Below are 18,651 nucleotides of genomic sequence, written 5' to 3' on the forward strand. Positions count from 1 at the left end.
TCCTATCGAATACGATTAACAGTAGATTAGAAATATCCCGTGACAGTCATGTTGCAAATATCTGGCAGTTGTATGACATTGCATGATACCTACGTAATATAAAGTGGTGCTGGGTTTTTGATATCGAATTGGTTAGCATGACAAAAATACATTGTGATGAGGTGAAGAATGTCTTTATTGGTATGTGTGACACGCAGAGACAACACAAAATTACTTGCTAAGTTAAGGTCGTTGTTACCAGATGTTGAGATAAATGAGTGGCCACATTGTTCTGCACTCGATCGTGTCCGCTTTGTTCTAGCCTGGGGAGCACCAGATGATTTATGGCCTCAGTTACCGAACTTAGAAGTTGTTCAGTCGTATGGCGCAGGAGTTGATGGCATTGCTATGACATTATTACCAGCACATGTTGTGGTAACGCGTATTGTTGATAAGCAACTTGCCGCTGATATGGCGGAATACGTTTTGACCCACGTCCTTGCACACAAGCTACGACTACGACAGTACTTTACTCAGCAAATACAACATAGTTGGAAGCCCAAGCGGGCACACCAAGGGATGAAAGTCGGTATTATGGGGTTAGGAGAACTTGGTAAAGTGGTTGCAGAACGTCTCATAGCGAATGACTTTAGAGTGAGTGGCTGGTCAGCGACCCCGAAAAGCTTGCCTGGCATTAGTTGCTATAGTGCAGCAGCTCAGCTATCAGAATTTTTGTCTGAACTTGATTATTTGGTATGCCTCTTACCACTTACTGAACAAACACAAGGCATACTCAATCGTCATGTATTTGAGCAGTTACCAAATCATTGTGTATTGATAAACGTTGCCAGAGGGCGGCACGTGAATGAAGAGGACCTGTTGTGGGCGTTGGATAATGGTGAATTGGCTGGCGCTAGTTTGGACGTGTTCTCGCAAGAGCCTATTGACGCAACACACCCATTTTGGTCGCATCCATTGATCACCGTGACACCGCATTGTGCAGCATTGACTAGTATTGATACAGCTTGTGAGCAGATCGCAGCAAATTATGTTGCTCTGATAAATAATGAGCAAATCGATAATCAGGTAGATAGAGCGCGAGGTTATTAAGTAAATTTATATAAAATATGAGAAAAGTACTATGTTATAGTATGTACAGGTATTGCAGCAATCTGACAGAACAGAACTCTGTACCTAACTTGTTACAAAAAGTTCACTTATTGTTCATATTGCTGTATGTAAAAACATCTTGTTCGTTCAGGGAATATTCAGTAAATTAATAAAAAACAATAAAAACAGGAGGCTAAGATGAAAAGTAAACAAAGTGGTGTGAAATTCTCAATTATCCTTTTGTCAGTTATCATTTTGGGAGTATCCGCTTGGTTTACCAAGGCTCAGGCAAGTGCTTTGCCCGAGCATGATAATAATGTGGTACATGTTAGCGCCTAGCGTGTAATTCTCTGTTTTCTAATTTCTTTTCTTCGCTTTTCTTAAGCAGAACATAGGTCGCAGCGCTACCGCCGTGACAACTAAGCGCACTATGAAAAGCCAACACCTGTGGCATTTCTTGTAACCACTTGTTGACGTAACTTTTTAAAATCGCTGGGAATGGTTTGCTTTTGAGGCCAATTCCGTGTCTGACCAGCAAAACGCGTATGTTTCGTTGCTGACAATCCATAACGAAGTCAAATAGTGCTCTTCGAGCTTCATGAAACGTTTTACCGTGTAGATCCAGTGTTGCATCAAGCTGATACTTACCTAAGCGCAGATTTTTATAAACTCCTTCTTGAACACCTGACTTTTTGTATTGCAAAAGATCATGGGGATCGAGCAAATCAACATATTCGGTGGAAAGGAAGTTGGCGTCAAAATCGATTTCTTGCTGTGCAGCTCGTCGCTTTTCGAGTTGAGCTAACGTGGGAGAGTGCTTAAGGCGGGAAAGCTCTATTTGATTGGACTGAGCCAATGGAGTGACATCCCCCATTGATGCTAAAAATAGTTCTTCGTCTGTCATAGCCATACTGCACCTGTAAAAACCACTGTAGAGTATGGCTGAGATTCTAGCTTAGTCAGACGACGATGACTACTAGCTTAGTTCGATTTGTCCGAACGTGTAGACTTTAAATAAATAAAAAGTATTAATTAAGATCAAACTAAGGTTGGAAACAACCGTGGTATTCACAAAGTCCAAACTGAACGATAGAAACAACAGACTACAAGCAGCGATAGCTGCGGCACGCAACAGCGTGATCTGATTGATAAAAAATGCGCCTAAGCCTAGTGCTAACAATACAATATTAATGAGCCAGTTGAACTCGTTGAGCATGGTCTGTTTGGTCTTCCGTAGTTGATTAAAGGAGCGCCATTATGGTGATCATTTAACCATGCTTCAAGCGAGTATTTTTGTGATTTTCAGATTAGTTTTTCTAATCTAAAATCAATTTCTTCAAGGCAGAAATAAAACCGTTTTGCTCAATGATTTGATATTTCTGACAGCTCTCAGGATTGTTCAAATCAGCGCATAAATAAAGCGTATCTCTATCCAAAGCGGGACGAGGGTGCAAGTGAGAATCAAACAAAACAGGGTCAATGCCAGGCAGTCCAGCCCAGTAAACACTTTGTGAGACTAGTCCTAACTTTTCATAAGTTATGAGCTTAGGCTTGGGGAAGAGTAATACAATTAGCATGATTACTCCCAAGACAATCCATTTGGTTGGGCTTTTTCTTGCTTTTACTTGAGGGCTTTGGGCTGTTGACTCAGTGGCTGACTTTTCAAACGTCAAATTACCTTGATGTGGAGTTCTTTTGATGCGAGCCTTGTGCTTTCCTTTTACTTGTCCAAGTAACTGAGCTTTTTTTTGTTTTTTTTGCTTATTTAAATTGTTTGCCATGCTTAGATGTAGCCTTTTAGTTGCAGCACTCTATAATAGATCTATCATCTTAATAATAGCGTACTTTTATGTCGCAGCCTATGGGAAAGGATTATGGACCAGCAAATCTCAATATTAATCGTCGATGATGTGGGAACAGTGCGTAGTTTTTTACACCAAACCTTAATGCACCTAGGAATTGAGCATGTCAGAGAAGCTTCAACTGTTCGTCAATGCATAAACGCGTGTGAGGAACAACATTTTGATATCGTGTTTCTGGATATAGAACTACCGGATGGGGATGGTAAAGAAATCATTGCGCAACTTAATGATATTAATCCGGATCTTAATGTTGTGATGGTGTCAGCACACTCAACGGTAGAAAATGTAAAAGATGCGATTGAATTAGGTGCCAAGGGCTTTGTGGTAAAACCGTTTTCACCAAAGAAAATTGCAGCAATGTTGAAAAAATTCTATCCAGAATTGGAGATAAGTTAGGCTGTGGAGTGAATTTAGGACATAAAAAAACCGACTTTCGTCGGTTTTTTTAATCAAAAACAAATTATAGTGCTTTGATTTTAGCAGCTAAACGGCTCTTATGACGAGCAGCTTTGTTTTTGTGGATTAGACCCTTAGTTGCGTAACGGTCTAGGATAGGTGTTGCAACAGCGAATGCTTGAGTTGCAGCTTCTTTGTCACCAGCTTCAATAGCAGCTACTACTTTTTTGAAGTAAGTGCGCATCATTGAACGACGGCTTGCGTTGTGCTGGCGGCGTTTTTCGCTAGTAATAGCGCGTTTTTTTGCAGACTTGATGTTAGCCAAGGTTTGCTCCTAACAATCTTAAAATAAGCTTAATTTAAAGGCCGAGGAATATGCCTGTTTTAATCGCAAAAGTCAATAAAATTTGACAACTGCGGCCTTTGTTTCTTTCTCATTGGTGGCCCGACCTTACAAAACAGTAAGCAAAAAGCTAGCTATAAAGTATTCTCAGACCTTTGAATCACATCAATGCCAAAGAAATTCCTCGGCTGTTGCGATTAATGGAGCGCATTGTATCAAACCTTACTTCGTTCACATAGTGTTAGGCTAAGAAATTTTATTCTGCAGTTGATGGGAGGCAATTAGATTGTCATAGAATCATGATCCTATGGCATAATTGATAGGTTTTAACGATGGTTTAAATTTTGGGGGAAAAGTGGCCAAAGGGTTATTCAGGTCCGGCATGATAGTCAGTGCAATGACTATGGTATCGCGTGTAATGGGGTTGGTACGTGATGCGGTTGTCGCGAACTTGCTAGGAGCAGGGTTAGCTGCGGATGTCTTTTTATTTGCCAATAGGATCCCTAATTTTTTACGTCGTCTATTTGCTGAAGGAGCTTTTGCTCAAGCATTTGTGCCTGTGCTTTCAGAAATAAAAGAAAAGCATGGTGATGATGACGTGCGTTTGTTTGTCGCACAAGCAGTGGGTACTTTGGGTACAATATTGATGTGTGTCACAATTTTAGGGGTGATTGGTTCTCCTGTTATTGCGGCTCTTTTTGGTACCGGTTGGTTTATCGACTGGTGGCAAGGTGGCCCAAATGCAGAAAAATTTGTATTAGCCAGCAGTTTATTGAAGTTGACCTTTCCATATCTATTTTTTATCAGTTTGGTCGCGCTCAGTGGCGCCATTCTTAACGTTTACAACCGATTCGCGGTTGCTGCATTTACGCCCGTGCTGTTAAACATTTCAATTATCAGTTGTGCCATATTCTTGCACGACGCGTTTTCTGTCAGTGCGTATGCGCTAGCGGTTGGTGTGTTTGTTGGTGGCGTGGTGCAATTAGCGTTTCAGTTACCTTTCTTGTTGCGTCTAGGGGTATTAAGTCGGCCAACGTTTGCGTGGTACTCACCGCAAGTAAGTAAGGTACGCAAGCTAATGCTGCCAGCCATGTTTGGTGTTTCAATTAGCCAAATTAACTTGCTATTAGATACTGTGATTGCGTCCTTGTTAGTTACAGGTTCCATATCATGGCTGTATTATTCAGATAGATTGATTGAGTTTCCACTTGGGCTGTTTGGTATTGGTATTGCGACTGTGATTTTACCTGCGCTATCTAAACTGCATGCCGGAGATAAGTTAGAAGATTTTCAAAAAACCTTGGACTGGGGCGTACGCTTCATTTTGTTCCTCGGATTTCCTGCGATGTTTGGGTTGATGGCAATTAGCCCGCTTATCATCACTGTTTTGTTTGATCACGGCGCTTTTTCTTCCGCTGAGGTAGACCATGTGCAAGCAGTCAGTTATGGCGTAGCGGCTTATTCGGTGGGGCTGGTCAGTTTCATGTTGATCAAGGTATTAGCGCCAGGATTTTATGCCCGTCAAGACACTAAAACACCAGTACGAATAGGCATTATAACTTTGGTGCTAAACATGGTGTTTAACATCATACTCGCGCCATTTATTGGCTATCTGGGACTCGCATTGGCAACGTCTCTTTCCGCTACATGTAATGCTCTGTTGTTATATCGTCGTCTTAACAGTGATGGGGTTTATCGCGTGTCTGGCTTTACATGGACTTTTGCGGTTAAATGCATCGTAGCGGCGGCCCTGATGGCGGTCAGTGTTGGTTATGTTGCCACCTTATATTCATGGCAAAGCTGGCTGTTGATGGAGCAAATCGCTTTATTATTGATGTTATTGTTGATGGCAATGACTGTATATTTTGGTTTGATGCTGATATTGGGTGTTAGGCTGACCACAATCAAAGACCTGCGAGATTGATAGCATGGGAGCGGCCAAGCCTATCGTGAAGCTCCGCTTGCCTTAAGGTATCTAGATGTTCGCATTTTTAGGTAACTTGGGTATAATCGCTCACTTTCAACTATTGCGTAAATAAGGCATTGAAACTATGCAGCTGATCAGGGGTATCCATAACATCCGGCCACATCATTTTGGCTGTGTGTTGACTATTGGTAACTTTGATGGAGTGCATCTTGGGCATGTCGAGGTTCTTAAGGGGCTACAGCAGGACGCACTGCTATATGGCTTACCCAGCACGGTGATGTTATTTGAGCCCCAGCCGCAAGAGTTTTTTGCAAAGGCAAAGGCTCCTGCGAGACTGACTCGCCTAAGAGATAAGCTGGTTTTACTGTCTAAGCTAGGCATAGATCGTGTTATCTGTGTCAGTTTTAATGCTAAATTTGCCAGTCAGGATGCCGAAGGTTTTATTGAGCAGGTGCTGATAAACAAGCTGGGTGTTAAAGCGTTAACGGTTGGTGATGATTTTCGCTTTGGTCGCGCTAGACAAGGTGACTTTGCGATGTTGCAGCGCCTTGGCAAAGTGCACGATATGCATGTCAAAAGTACAGAGAGCTTTCGAAGAGACGATCACCGAGTGAGTAGCACGTTGATCAGGCAGGCGCTCAGTGAAGGTGAGCTTGATAAAGCGCATCAAATGTTGGGGCATACGTATTCTATCTCTGGGCGTGTAATACATGGCTGGAAGAAAGGGCGAGAGCTTGGGTTTCGCACCGCTAATATAGCGTTGAAGCGACAAGTAAATCCCGTTCGAGGTGTATTTGCAGTACGGGCAACCGTGGCTGGAAAACAGTACAACGGCGTTGCTAATGTAGGTAATAAGCCCACGCTAAATGGTACCAAAGCACTCTTAGAAGTGCATTTATTTGATTTTAACCAAGATGTCTATGGACATTTTATGCAGGTGGAGCTGATCAAAAAGCTTCGCAATGAGCAAAAATTCGATACATTGGAACAATTAACGGCGCAAATCAGCGAAGATGTTGCTGCTGCTAAACAATGTTTTAATTTTAAGTAGCCGATACGGAAACTAGGATAAATGAGCGACTACAAACATACTTTAAATCTACCGGAAACTGAGTTTCCAATGCGCGGTAACTTAGCGCAACGCGAGCCAAAAATGCTTAATGCTTGGTATGAACAAGACTTATATGGTCAGATTCGTAACGCGAAAAAAGGTAAGAAGCCATTTATTTTGCATGATGGCCCTCCGTACGCCAATGGTGATATTCATTTGGGTCACTCAGTTAACAAAATCCTAAAAGACATCATTGTAAAATCTAAGACGCTATCTGATTTTGACGCGCCGTATGTTCCAGGTTGGGACTGCCACGGGCTACCTATTGAGCTACAAGTAGAAAAGAAAGTTGGCAAGCCGGGTCAAAAAGTAACGGCCGCAGAGTTTCGTGAAAAGTGTCGTGAATATGCCGCTAAACAGGTAGAAGGTCAAAAAACCGACTTTAAACGTCTTGGTGTACTTGGGGATTGGGACAAGCCTTATTTAACCATGAACTTTGATTTTGAAGCGAATGCTATCAGAGTACTGGGTCGCATCATTAATAATGGACATTTGCACAAAGGTGCAAAGCCTGTTCATTGGTGTACGGACTGTGGTTCAGCCTTGGCGGAAGCAGAAGTTGAATATCAAGACAAACAGTCACCAGCTATTGATGTGCGTTTTGATTTTGTTGATCAGCAAGCGGTAGTTAGCGCATTTAATCTAGCAGATGGACACGAAGGTCAGGGCAGCGTTAGCACTGTGATCTGGACGACCACACCATGGACTTTACCAGCGAACCGCGCTGTTGCTGTTCATGCTAAGCTTGAATACGCACTGGTACAAGTTGAAGATGAAGGGAAAGAGCAGCGTATCATCTTGGGTTCAGAGTTGGTAAAAGACGCTATGGACCGCTTTGGCTTTAAACATTTCCACGTATTAGGTTATGTAAATGGTCAAGCGCTTGAAAATCTGCGAGTGGCACACCCTTTCCTTGAAATTGATGTACCCGTTATTTTAGGTGATCACGTTACAACTGACTCTGGTACGGGTATCGTGCACACCGCACCTGGCCATGGTCCTGAAGATTTCTCGGCAGGTCTTGCATATGGTTTAGAGGTTGCTAACCCTGTTGGCGCAAATGGTGTGTTCTTACCAGATACGCCCATCTTTGCAGGGCAACACGTATTTAAAGCCAATGCCAGCATTGTTGAATTGCTAGCAGAGAATGGCACGCTAATGCATCATCACGCCTTGCAGCATAGCTATCCACATTGTTGGCGTCACAAGACACCGATTATTTTCCGTGCCACACCTCAGTGGTTCGTTAGCATGGACCAAGCAAACTTGCGTCAAGATTCATTAGCTGAAATAGCTAAAACGCAGTGGATCCCTGAATGGGGCGAAAACCGTATTGCAAACATGGTAGAAGGACGCCCAGATTGGTGTATTTCTCGTCAGCGTACGTGGGGTGTACCGATTGCTTTATTCGTTGATAAAGATACAGGTGCATTGCATCCAAATACCAATGAATTGATTGAGCAAGTTGCTAAGTTGGTTGAACAAAAAGGCATTCAAGCTTGGTACGACCTAGAACCCGCTAGTTTACTAGGCGATGACGCGGAGCAGTTTGTAAAAGTTCAAGACACATTAGATGTCTGGTTCGACTCGGGTGTAACACATGCTTGTGTGGTTGACGCAAGAGAAGAGTTAACGGGTCCTGCCGACTTATACCTTGAAGGTTCAGATCAACACCGTGGTTGGTTTATGTCTTCCATGATGACGTCAGTAGCGATTAATGGCCACGCCCCTTATCGCCAAGTATTGACCCATGGTTTTACGGTTGATGAAAACGGTCGCAAGATGTCAAAGTCATTGGGCAATGTGATTTCACCGCAAAATGTGATGAACAAGCTCGGTGCTGATATTCTGCGTTTATGGGTGGCGTCAACAGATTACACCGCAGAAATGACGGTATCGGATGAGATTTTTAAGCGTTCAGCAGATCGCTACCGCCGTATCCGTAATACAAGCCGTTACTTGTTGGCAAACCTAAGTGGTTTCAACCCTGCAACTGATTTGGTTGCGGTAGAGGACATGGTTGAGTTGGACCGTTGGATAGTGGCGCGTGCTGCGCAGTTACAAAAAGAAATCATTCATGCTTATGACCATTACCACATGTTGGTGGTTACCCAGAAGCTGATGAATTTCTGTACTGGTGAGCTAGGCTCATTCTACCTAGACGTGATTAAAGACCGTCAGTACACAGCAAAGACAGACAGCCACGCCCGTCGTTCATGTCAATCAGCGCTGTACCATATTGCTGAGGCGATGACACGTTGGATGGCACCAATCATGAGTTTCACCGCTCAAGAAATCTGGGAAGTTCTACCTGGTGAGCGCGGTCAGTTTGTGTTCACTGATGTATGGTACTCAGGCCTTGAGAATGTGACGGAAGGGACGCTAAACAATGAGTATTGGCAGAACTTGCTAGCGGTACGTGATGAGGTAAACCGCGTACTTGAAAATGCTCGTAAAGAAGAACTTATCGGCGCAACATTGCAAGCAGAGGTGACGTTGTACACGGGTGGTGATTTAGCACAATCTTTACAACAAATTGGCGATGAACTACGTTTCGTGTTATTGACGTCAAAAGCGAAAGTGGAAGTAGTTAATAGCAAACCAGACAATGCAATCTCTACGGAAATTGATGGCTTATACATCGCTATCAATGCAACAGAAGCCGCTAAATGTGAGCGCTGCTGGCATTATTGTGATGATGTTGGTCAGCATGAAGAGCATGACGACTTATGTGGACGTTGTGTGAGTAACGTAGAAGGTGATGGCGAACAGCGTCAATTTGCATAGGAGCATTAAGTGACTAACACTCCCCAAAGAAGTGGTTTAGTCTGGTTATGGCTGAGTCTACTGCTTTTTGCAGTAGACTACGTAACCAAGGCTGTCGTGGTTGCTAAATGGAGCTTTATGAGTCGATAAAGCTGTTACCATTTTTTAATTTTACCTACATGCACAATTACGGTGCTGCCTTCAGTTTCTTAAGTGATGCTGGGGGATGGCAACGTTATTTTTTGAGTGCTATTGCCATAGGTATTAGTGTTTTATTGCTGTATTGGCTTAAAAAGCTGCCAGCGCGAAGCTGGGTGTTGTGCTGTGCTTACTCAATGGTATTAGCAGGCGCATTGGGTAATTTGGTGGATAGGTTGATCCATGGTTATGTGATTGACTTTCTTCACTTTTATTACCAGACTTGGCATTACCCAGCGTTTAATGTTGCGGACATGGCAATTGTTGGTGGTGCTGCACTGTTAATTTTTGATGCCTTTAAAGGTGACAAGACGCAGGAGAAAAAAGTATGAGTGAGCAAGTGATTGGCCCACAATCTGAAGTAGTGTTTCACTTTTCTATTAAGCTAGAAGATGGTTCTGCCGCGGATTCCACTAAGGTTCATAATAAACCTGCAAAGCTGTTTATGGGCGATGGTAGCCTGACAGAAAACTTTGAGAAATGCTTACTAGGTCTAAAGGCTGGGGATAGTAAGTCATTTGATTTGCAACCAGAAGATGCATTTGGCCAACCAAACCCAGATAATATCTATTACCTTGACCGCAGCAAATTCGGCGCAGATGCGCCAGCTAAGGTCGGTAATATTATTGCCTTTACTCAGCCTGATGGCACTGAGTTACCGGGACTCATTCGCGACGTAGCGGGCGACTCGGTGACCGTTGATTTTAATCATCCACTGGCGGGTCAACCTGTGACCTTTGAAGTTGACATTCTAGAGGTGAAAAACTAATGGATATTTTACTGGCAAACCCGCGAGGATTTTGTGCTGGCGTTGACCGTGCGATTAGCATTGTGGAGCGTGCGTTAGATATCTTTGAAAAGCCTATCTATGTGCGTCACGAAGTAGTACATAATAAGTATGTGGTCGATGGCTTGCGTAAACGCGGTGCGGTGTTTGTTGAAGAACTTCAACAGGTGCCAGATGACAGTATTGTTATTTTTAGCGCACACGGTGTATCACAGCAGGTTCGTCAAGAAGCAAAGCGTCGTGAGCTTAAAGTGTTTGATGCCACTTGCCCATTGGTCACTAAGGTACATATGGAAGTGACGCGCGCAAGTCGCAAGGGTACTGAGTGTGTATTGATTGGACACCAAGGACACCCAGAGGTTGAAGGCACTATGGGGCAGTATGACAACCCCAATGGAGGAATTTACCTGGTTGAGACGCCTGATGATGTGGCTAAGTTGCAGGTAAAGGACGATGCCAATCTGTTCTACTGTAGCCAAACGACTTTATCGGTTGATGATACGGCGGATGTCATTGATGCACTGCGTGAAAAATTTCCGAAAATTCATGGCCCGCGTAAAGATGATATTTGTTATGCCACACAAAACCGTCAGGATGCGGTAAGAGACTTGGCCGATAAGGTAGATGTGCTATTAGTGGTTGGGGCTAAAAATAGCTCTAATTCTAACCGCTTACGAGAGCTTGCCGATAAAATGGGGACGTGTGCCTATCTTATCGATGACTCGAACAGCGTTGAACCTGATTGGTTCGCCGGTGTACAAAAAGTCGGCGTCACCGCAGGGGCATCAGCACCGGAGATACTAGTACAGCAAGTCATCTCTCGCTTAAAAGAGCTAGGTGGACAGACGGTAGTGGAAAACCCAGGCGAAGAAGAAAACGTAGTCTTTGCTGTGCCAGTTGAGCTCAGATAATAGACGACGCGGCATGTCATGCTTAAGTCGAGTGATTTAACTTCACAGCTGCTACCCACCATTATGACCGCCAGAGGTGTATTGGCGATGCTAATCACCTCTCAAATCCTCGCTTGTGTGCTTGCATTCGCACCTCTTAGTTATGAAGATGTTTGGGTTAGACTAGGCATATTCAGTCTTTTTATTCACTGCGTGTGTGCCATTGGCTTCAGTACACTTTATTGCGTGCGCAAGCGAGTAAGCTGCTATGGTTTGCTTAGCCAAGTTGTTTTAATTCTCGTTATATTCCAGTGTGTAACTGCGCTGATAAGTATAGCGGTCAGCTACTTTTCTCCTCTGTATCAAGGAGATTTAGAGTGGACATTTGTTTTGAAAAATATGGCGATATGCCTGTTTGTATCGTTATTATTTATTCACTCAATGACCATTTTCTTAGACAAGCTGCAAACCGTTGAAACCCTCTCTAGAATTGAGTTTGAAGCCTTGAGTGCGCGTATTCGGCCACACTTTTTGTATAACAGCTTAAATACGATAGCAGAGCTTGCTCATAGCAATGCACAGGACGCGGAACAAGCGGTTTTGACATTGGCGCAGTTGTGCAAAGCTACCATGCGCGCACAGCAGTTAACTTGGCTGAGTGATGAGTTACAATTAGCAAAGCAATATTTAGCGCTAGAGCATTGGCGCTTTGGCGAGCGGCTGACGGTCAACTGGCACCTACCTGAGTCGCTTCCTAAGGTGCAATTACCCGTATTGACGATACAGCCACTGTTGGAAAACGCAGTGATTTATGGCGTAGAGCCGGTCAGTAAGAGCACTGAGATAAATGTGCGTTTGCAAATACAGCCACAGTATGTCGTGCTCACGATCAATAATAGTTATGACCGCACAGGCAAGACTTCTCATCGAGGTCAAGGCATTGCTCAAGACAATATTCGAGCCAGATTAGCGCTTCATTATGGTGGACGAGCGAGTTTAAAGATTGCACAGAGCGAGTTTGTCTACACGGTTACCTTGACTGTGCCAACGGGGCACCTGACATGAAGTATTTAGTGGTGGACGATGAGCCATTGGCACGCCAGCGAATTATACGGCTGCTATCTTCTTTATCAGACTACGAGTGTTGTGCACAAACGGGTAGAGCCCAGGAAGTTATTTCTTTGGTTGAGCACCATCAACCACAGGTGGTATTACTAGACATTAGTATGCCAGATATGGATGGGTTGGAAGTTGCTAAGTTGCTTAGTGAACTGGTTAACCCACCCAAAGTGATTTTTATTAGTGCTCATCCTGAATATGCTTTAGAGGCGTTTGGGGTATTTGCCAGTGGCTATTTGGTTAAGCCCGTGCAGCAAAGCGAGCTGCATACTTTGTTAAGGCATTTATTTCCACCCAGAATTAAATACTCAGTTGGTAATCACATCCGCTGGCTGGAAGTGTCTGAAGTATTGGTTGCCCGCGCTGATGATAAATATACGCAGTTGATCTTTACAGACGCAGAAGCCGTTGTTGATATGAGTCTTAAACAGTTGTTAGCACTTTATCCGGAGCATTTCGTACAGGTACATAGGAATACCTTGGTGAAACGCAGCCAGATGCAATCGCTTAGTTACGAAAGCGGTTGTTATTATGTTCGGGTAAATGGTTACTCTGAGACTATCCCAGTTAGTCGTCGAGCAGCGCAAGCGCTTAAATCAGGACAATAACCGTTTATCGGTCCAGTAAGCCGTTCACCACCAAACCACTTGCTTATCTGTTGCAAAGTTATAGGCTAACCTAATGAAGTTCCTTTTTTTGTTTTGTTATGCGAAGAATATTGCCACACAGTAAAGGTTTTACATTACTTGAGGTACTGATTGCATTTATGGTACTGAGTTTCGGCCTACTCGGTGCAGTAGCATTGCAAGCTAAGGCCAAACAAGCCAGCTTTGATGCAATGCAAAGAGCAGCAGCAATTGCCTTGGCGAAAGACATAGTGCAACGACTGAGAGTAAATGATACTCAGGCGCTAAGTAGTAACTATAAATTGGTGTTCAATAGTTCTTCCGCGCTTAGCCCCGTTAATCGATGCTTTAGCCAACAATGTGATTCAGCCAGCATTGCCGCTATGGACATAGAGCATTGGCGCCAGGCAATTCGCGCCAGAGAAAACACCGGTTCACTAGATAATACCACGGTGTGCATTACGCCTTCTGTGGTCGGTGGCACGCGCAATAGAGGGTACAATGTCGAGGTTGTGGTCGCTTGGCAAGGTAAACAAGCGATGAAAGCCAGTACGGAAAATCAAGCAATTGACTGTGGCGAAAAAAATGACAAGCGCAGATTGGTCGTGATCAACAGCTATGTACTTGTGAGGGCATAAGCAGATGCGAGAGAGAGGGTTTTCCATTGTTGAGCTGTTGATTGCCCTGTTTATCGGGGCGTTGATACTCGGCGGTGTAGTGGCAACGTATGTTAGTATGAAGGTGACGACCAGAGACACGCTCGCTATTGGTGAAATGCAAGAAACAGGGCGCTTGGCGTTGTCTATTCTAGCTCGAGATATTGAGCAGGTTGGGTTTTGGGGCACCTTTTATGAGGCTGGGTTTAGCGAAGAAAACGTAACCATGGCCGACTCAGTAGGTAACCCCAGAGGAGATTGCTTTGGTGGTATCAACAACGGTAGTTTTCCAGATACAGCACCCGCAAATTTTCGTTCCATTTATGCTGCTGTAGCAACGGATAATACGCTTAACTGTATTTCAAATGCGAAGAAAAACACCGAAGCTGTGCAGCTCAAGTTCCTAGAAGGTAAGCAGTTACCCAATAGTACAGCCATGCAAACCAATCGCTATTATTTTATTGCTGATCAGGAGCAAGCCATATTCACCTCAGGTCAGCAGCGCACGGCATTACCCACTGTAAACTCCACTCTTTGGCCATATAGCCATCATGTTTATTATGTGAGTGAGCAACAGGTCACCTTGCGAGGCCAAACTATCACTATTCCAGTACTGTCACGTCGTCGCTTAACGGTCAATGGTGGCATGATTAGCGAAACGGTGATGGAAGGGGTGGAGGATTTAAGGTTGGTATTTGGACTTGATACCAATGCGGATAATCGCGTAGATACGTATCGTAGCACGGAGGATATGACCGCATCTGATTGGGAAAGACTCAACGGAATTCTAACGGTGCAGGTATTTATTTTAGTCAGGGCATTAGAACCAGACTCTGACTTAAAGCTTGCAAACCAAACCTATACCTTAGGGTCAGATCCAGACAAACGCGTACATACGTTCAACGACAATTTTCGTCGTACCGTGTTTTCTACCACAATAAGGCTTAACAATATGGGGTCAATATTATGGCGTCTATAAGGCAGCAAAGAGGCATCGTTTTGATCAGTGCTATGATCATGATAGTCGCGGTGACAGCCATAGCAGTGACTTTGATGAGCTCCAGCAGTATAGATTTAAAAATTACCCATGCAGCGCAAGAGCGCGAACAGGCCGAAAGCTTGTTAATGGGTGAAGTGCAAAGGGCTGTAGCGCAACAAGCTGCGCTTGGAGAACAGAGTTTATTTACGCTTAGTAAGGAGCAACTAGAGCAAGGCAATAATACATTTGATGGATTGAATGGCGCTAAAAACAAAGTGACGAGTCTAAATCATGGCCCAATGGAAATTAGCTGCCCTCGCTCATATAGTGCGACTAACGGCGTGATATGCAATATGACTCAGCTTGAAACCACTATCACTTATGGTAGTAAAGATCAGTACACAATCACAGTGGTCACAGGGGTGGGCCAAGAGATGCTCAGCGTCAGAGAGGGACGTTAATATGATAAAGTGGTGGCTATGTTTACTCGGCTTAATAGCGAATCAAGCGATAGCAGAGGATATCGAGCTCTACATAAAGCGCAGTGCTGATGTCACTCAAAAACCTAGAGTCATGGTAGTGTTTGATACTTCGGGGAGTATGGCATTTTCTAGTACCACAGGTGATGACTGTGGCTATGACTATTTTTACGATAGATACATTTTATGCGCAGATAATCGTTTAGGGGTGGCTAAAACCGCGATCACAACCCTAGTGAACGATAATCCAGATATTGACTTTGGACTGATGCGCTTCAACGACAGTAACGGTGGCTACATACTGGCGGGTCTAGGCTCGAGCTCGAGCAAAATTAAAAACCAGATAAACGCACTTGAAGCCAATGGGGCTACACCTTTGAGTGAAACCTTATGGGAAGCATATTTATATTTAACGGGAGGGAGTCGTTACTATTCTTGGTATTGGCCATCATCTCATCGTGACCGTAATGTAGAGCGCTACAGCAACTATATATCACCATTTGAGTCTATCGCAAATGATCCAAATATTTGTAGCAGCTCGGCCAATGTTATTGTGATGACCGATGGCGACCCATCCAACGATAGCCAAAGTAATTGGAATATAGCCACAGAATACTGGAATACATTTTCTAAAAGTGCGACGACTGTCCATGATAATTATATGCCAGCACTTGCTGAAATTATTCGTCATAAATCTGATTTGTACACGCAAGCGGGCAGTGTTGAAGACAGAGGGCGGGTGTATACCATAGGCTTTGGTCGAGGTATGAGCGATGAAGGCACTGAAATATTGCAAAAAACGGCGGATTTGGGAGGCGGTATTTATACACAGGCGAATACCCCGCATGAGCTGTCAGAAGCTTTAAAAAACCAAATCGATAATATTCGCCAGCTCAACGACAGTTTCTCATCGCCATCTGTGTCAACCAGTAGCTCGGATCATACCCGAAGTGGAGAGTCACTTTATTACACCATGTTTTATCCTGAAAGCCATACTCGTTGGCAAGGAAACCTTAAAAAGCTCAAGTTCTCAAACGACAAAGTTGTTGATATGCACGGTGCTGCGGCGTTAGATGGAAAAGGCCTCATTAAAGCAAGTGCGACCACTTTTTGGTCGCAAAGTGGCTCTCAAGATGGCAACAGTGTAAAAAGAGGAGGGGTAAACTATCAGCTAAGTCAGCAAATCACACGTACAATTTATTCTGATTTTGGTACTAGCTCATTGCTCCCTTTGACCATTAATGAGGGGGTATCAAGGTATAAAAATAGAAACAAGTTTGCTCGAAAGTTTGGTACCAATGCCTCGCAATTACAAAACACCATGGACTGGCTGTATGGCAAGGATGTAGACGATGAAGATCAAGATAACAATACACTAGAGCGCCGTGAAACCATTTTTGGCGATCCTCTGCATTCGAAGCCTGTATCCATGGACTATGGTAATGGCGATATTCGCGTTGTTGTGGGGACCAATGCGGGCTTTTTACACATGTTTAAAGACAGTGGAGATACCGTTCAAGAAAGCTGGGCGTTTATGCCAGAGTATTTGTTCAAAAATGTCACCAATATACGCTATAGCAAACCCGATACAAAGCTGTATGGCATGGATGGGCCATTAACCATTTACTTTCATGATACGCAAAAAAATGGCGTAGTAGATGGCAATGATAAGGTCTGGCTGTTTGCTGGAATGCGCCGTGGTGGGACACGTTACTATGCCTTCGATATCACCTCTCCAGATAATCCAAAACTGATGTGGGGAGGACCTTTGATAGGCGGTCAAGGAGACTTTGTAGAGCTAGGACAAAGTTGGTCAAAGCCAGAAGTAACCTATATCGAAGCAAAGGGTGCTTCGCCGGTACTGATCTTTGGGGCTGGCTACGATACAGGTAAAGACAACTATACCAAAACCACTGATCAGGTGGGCCGTGGTATTTTTGTCATAGATGCAGCAACGGGTGGACTTGTTTGGTCATTGACGCCACAAAAAGGTTACAAGGGAGTACATAGTGTTGCAGGGGACGTCGCCATGCTTGATTCAAACTATGATGGATATACTGATAGGCTCTATTTTGCGGACACGGGGGGAGATGTCTGGCGTGTTGATATACCAGGAGCAGATCCTTACAGTAGCGATAAAGCATGGACTCATTATAAGCTGGCCCAGTTGGCTCAAGGTAGCGCCAGTGGAGACCGCCGTTTCTTCTATAAGCCCGCAGTGGTGAGAACATTTTTCAGTAAGGTGACTGTTACCTCTACCTCAGATGGAAAGGTAAAAACGCGCAAAGACACGCCATATGAAGCAGTGATTTTAGGCTCAGGCAACCGCTCACGGCCCACATTAACAGGGGTTAATGACTACCTGTTTATGATCAGAGATGAGCACACGGTCACTCAGTCATTTCAAACGAATGTTCCAGAAGCAATAACAATTAGTGATTTAATGGACATAACAGGGGATCCATTCGCGACACAGCGCAGCAATCTAGAAGAGTTCACCAATGTTGAAGTAACATTGGGTTCATTTAGGGGATGGAAGTATGCGCTCTCGGGTAATGAAAAATCTCTAGCGGCCCCTGTGGTCGCTGGAGGTATTGCCTATTTCACATCTTTTACACCGCCCGCTAATGTTAGCCGTTGTGAGGTGTCGACAGGAACAGGCAACTTATACGCTTTCCATCTCCATTACGGAACACAGGTATATGGGCAGTTGAAATATGAAACCACTCATACGGTACCAGATACGCCGAAAGTTTACTTTAGCTGTGAAGGTGGTACGGAAACGGATGGCTGCAAAACTGTGGTGCGTATGGTTGGCCCAGCCTTAGATACCACCCTCAATAGCCAAGATGATGGGCCTTCTGCAGGGACTCCGTGGACGCCTTCTACGCTGGTGGACGATCCAGTACCTGTGTTGGTTAATGGCAAAGTGTCCTTGGTCAACCCAGGTTTGGATTTTGGCTTAACAACACAACAGATGTTCATCTATAAAAAAGAGCAAAATGATGAAAAGTAACACCAGTATCAACGGATTTACATTGCTTGAAGCATTGATTGTATTAGTCATTTTAGGAATCGTTACATCCATTGCTTATCCCAGCTATCAAGCGCATCTAGTGAAAGCAGCTAGAGCAGAGGCTATGGTTTTGTTGCTCGATGCCGCCAATAGGCAAGAGCAATATTATGTTGATAATCATGCCTATACGGACACGTTGTCAGATATAGGTGTGCCTGAAACAACAGCTAATGGCTATTATACAATTTCACTTGAGGTAAAAGATAATGAGTTTGTGGTGAAGGCATCACCTATCGCAGGACCTGTGGCGAACGATGAACAATGCACCGAGCTGAAAATCAATGAACTTGGACAAAAGCTGAGTTCAGGAAGTGCCACGACACAGCAATGCTGGAATCAAAAGTAAT

At 44.1% G+C, this 18,651-nt stretch carries 19 protein-coding genes and 1 pseudogene; 16 read left to right on the forward strand and 4 right to left on the reverse strand.

From position 1 onward, the window contains the following. Window positions 1-168 precede the first annotated feature (168 nt). Both C2M32_RS06890 and C2M32_RS20635 read left to right on the forward strand, forming a co-directional pair. The gene (locus C2M32_RS06890; RefSeq protein WP_105167728.1) at window positions 169-1,089 is read left to right on the forward strand and encodes a 2-hydroxyacid dehydrogenase; all 921 of its coding nucleotides are present in this window, start codon (window positions 169-171) and stop codon (window positions 1,087-1,089) included. A gap of 198 nt (window positions 1,090-1,287) precedes the next feature. Next, complete coding sequence (locus C2M32_RS20635; protein WP_199886131.1) at window positions 1,288-1,428, forward strand: hypothetical protein; 141 nt, start codon at window positions 1,288-1,290, stop codon at window positions 1,426-1,428. Here C2M32_RS20635 and smrA read toward each other — a convergent pair. The 3 genes from smrA to C2M32_RS06905 form a co-directional block, all read right to left on the reverse strand. Further along, window positions 1,418-1,999, reverse strand: coding sequence for a DNA endonuclease SmrA (gene smrA, locus C2M32_RS06895; protein ID WP_105167729.1), 582 nt, complete (start codon window positions 1,997-1,999; stop codon window positions 1,418-1,420). The genes C2M32_RS20635 and smrA overlap by 11 nt on opposite strands. Before the next feature lie 66 nt (window positions 2,000-2,065). Next, entirely contained in the window at window positions 2,066-2,305 is a 240-nt protein-coding gene (locus C2M32_RS06900) for a hypothetical protein (RefSeq protein WP_070992577.1), read from the reverse strand. Window positions 2,306-2,405: 100 nt separating this feature from the next. Then, a complete protein-coding gene (locus tag C2M32_RS06905) occupies window positions 2,406-2,870 on the reverse strand; it encodes a hypothetical protein (protein ID WP_105167730.1) in 465 nt (154 codons plus the stop codon). 93 nt (window positions 2,871-2,963) lie between these two features. On the opposite strand from C2M32_RS06905, the gene C2M32_RS06910 reads away from it, so the two are divergent. Continuing rightward, window positions 2,964-3,347, forward strand: a complete 384-nt coding sequence (locus tag C2M32_RS06910; RefSeq protein WP_105167731.1) for a response regulator — start codon at window positions 2,964-2,966, stop codon at window positions 3,345-3,347. A gap of 64 nt (window positions 3,348-3,411) precedes the next feature. On the opposite strand, the gene rpsT is transcribed toward C2M32_RS06910, so the two are convergent. Further along, window positions 3,412-3,672, reverse strand: coding sequence for a 30S ribosomal protein S20 (gene rpsT / locus C2M32_RS06915; protein WP_070992575.1), 261 nt, complete (start codon window positions 3,670-3,672; stop codon window positions 3,412-3,414). A gap of 373 nt (window positions 3,673-4,045) precedes the next feature. On the opposite strand from rpsT, the gene murJ reads away from it, so the two are divergent. The 13 genes and pseudogenes from murJ to C2M32_RS06980 all read left to right on the forward strand — a co-directional run bounded on the left by murJ (window position 4,046) and on the right by C2M32_RS06980 (window position 18,650). Then, window positions 4,046-5,614, forward strand: a complete 1,569-nt coding sequence (gene murJ, locus C2M32_RS06920) for a murein biosynthesis integral membrane protein MurJ (protein WP_267894524.1) — start codon at window positions 4,046-4,048, stop codon at window positions 5,612-5,614. A gap of 127 nt (window positions 5,615-5,741) precedes the next feature. Beyond that, a complete protein-coding gene (gene ribF / locus C2M32_RS06925; protein WP_105167732.1) occupies window positions 5,742-6,668 on the forward strand; it encodes a bifunctional riboflavin kinase/FAD synthetase in 927 nt (308 codons plus the stop codon). A 21-nt stretch (window positions 6,669-6,689) separates the two neighbouring features. Continuing rightward, window positions 6,690-9,515 (forward strand): isoleucine--tRNA ligase, encoded by a 2,826-nt coding sequence (gene ileS / locus C2M32_RS06930; protein ID WP_105167733.1) that lies wholly within the window; start codon window positions 6,690-6,692, stop codon window positions 9,513-9,515. A 9-nt stretch (window positions 9,516-9,524) separates the two neighbouring features. Then, window positions 9,525-10,024: pseudogene (gene lspA, locus C2M32_RS06935) on the forward strand (signal peptidase II). Further along, the gene (gene fkpB / locus C2M32_RS06940; RefSeq protein WP_105167734.1) at window positions 10,021-10,461 is read left to right on the forward strand and encodes an FKBP-type peptidyl-prolyl cis-trans isomerase; all 441 of its coding nucleotides are present in this window, start codon (window positions 10,021-10,023) and stop codon (window positions 10,459-10,461) included. The pseudogene lspA and the gene fkpB overlap by 4 nt, the downstream one beginning before the upstream one ends. After that, complete coding sequence (gene ispH / locus C2M32_RS06945; RefSeq protein WP_105167735.1) at window positions 10,461-11,390, forward strand: 4-hydroxy-3-methylbut-2-enyl diphosphate reductase; 930 nt, start codon at window positions 10,461-10,463, stop codon at window positions 11,388-11,390. Before fkpB ends, ispH begins: the two co-directional genes overlap by 1 nt. A gap of 18 nt (window positions 11,391-11,408) precedes the next feature. Further along, entirely contained in the window at window positions 11,409-12,434 is a 1,026-nt protein-coding gene (locus tag C2M32_RS06950; RefSeq protein WP_105167736.1) for a sensor histidine kinase, read from the forward strand. Next, window positions 12,431-13,096, forward strand: coding sequence for a LytR/AlgR family response regulator transcription factor (locus C2M32_RS06955; RefSeq protein WP_105167737.1), 666 nt, complete (start codon window positions 12,431-12,433; stop codon window positions 13,094-13,096). The genes C2M32_RS06950 and C2M32_RS06955 overlap by 4 nt, the downstream gene beginning before the upstream one ends. A 98-nt stretch (window positions 13,097-13,194) precedes the next feature. Then, window positions 13,195-13,752 (forward strand): type IV pilus modification protein PilV, encoded by a 558-nt coding sequence (gene pilV, locus C2M32_RS06960; RefSeq protein WP_105167738.1) that lies wholly within the window; start codon window positions 13,195-13,197, stop codon window positions 13,750-13,752. Between the two features lie 4 nt (window positions 13,753-13,756). Further along, complete coding sequence (locus C2M32_RS06965; protein ID WP_105167739.1) at window positions 13,757-14,749, forward strand: PilW family protein; 993 nt, start codon at window positions 13,757-13,759, stop codon at window positions 14,747-14,749. Continuing rightward, window positions 14,737-15,210 carry a pilus assembly protein PilX gene (locus C2M32_RS06970; RefSeq protein WP_105167740.1) on the forward strand — a complete coding sequence of 158 codons (474 nt, stop codon included), beginning with the start codon at window positions 14,737-14,739 and terminating at the stop codon, window positions 15,208-15,210. The genes C2M32_RS06965 and C2M32_RS06970 overlap by 13 nt, the downstream gene beginning before the upstream one ends. A 1-nt stretch (window position 15,211) precedes the next feature. Continuing rightward, a complete protein-coding gene (locus C2M32_RS06975) occupies window positions 15,212-18,244 on the forward strand; it encodes a pilus assembly protein (RefSeq protein ID WP_105167741.1) in 3,033 nt (1,010 codons plus the stop codon). Continuing rightward, entirely contained in the window at window positions 18,231-18,650 is a 420-nt protein-coding gene (locus C2M32_RS06980) for a type IV pilin protein (protein ID WP_105167742.1), read from the forward strand. Before C2M32_RS06975 ends, C2M32_RS06980 begins: the two co-directional genes overlap by 14 nt. The last annotated feature ends 1 nt before the right edge of the window (window position 18,651 follow it).

The organism is Pseudoalteromonas sp. T1lg23B (assembly GCF_002964665.1).
Classification (GTDB): Bacteria; Pseudomonadota; Gammaproteobacteria; order Enterobacterales; family Alteromonadaceae; genus Pseudoalteromonas.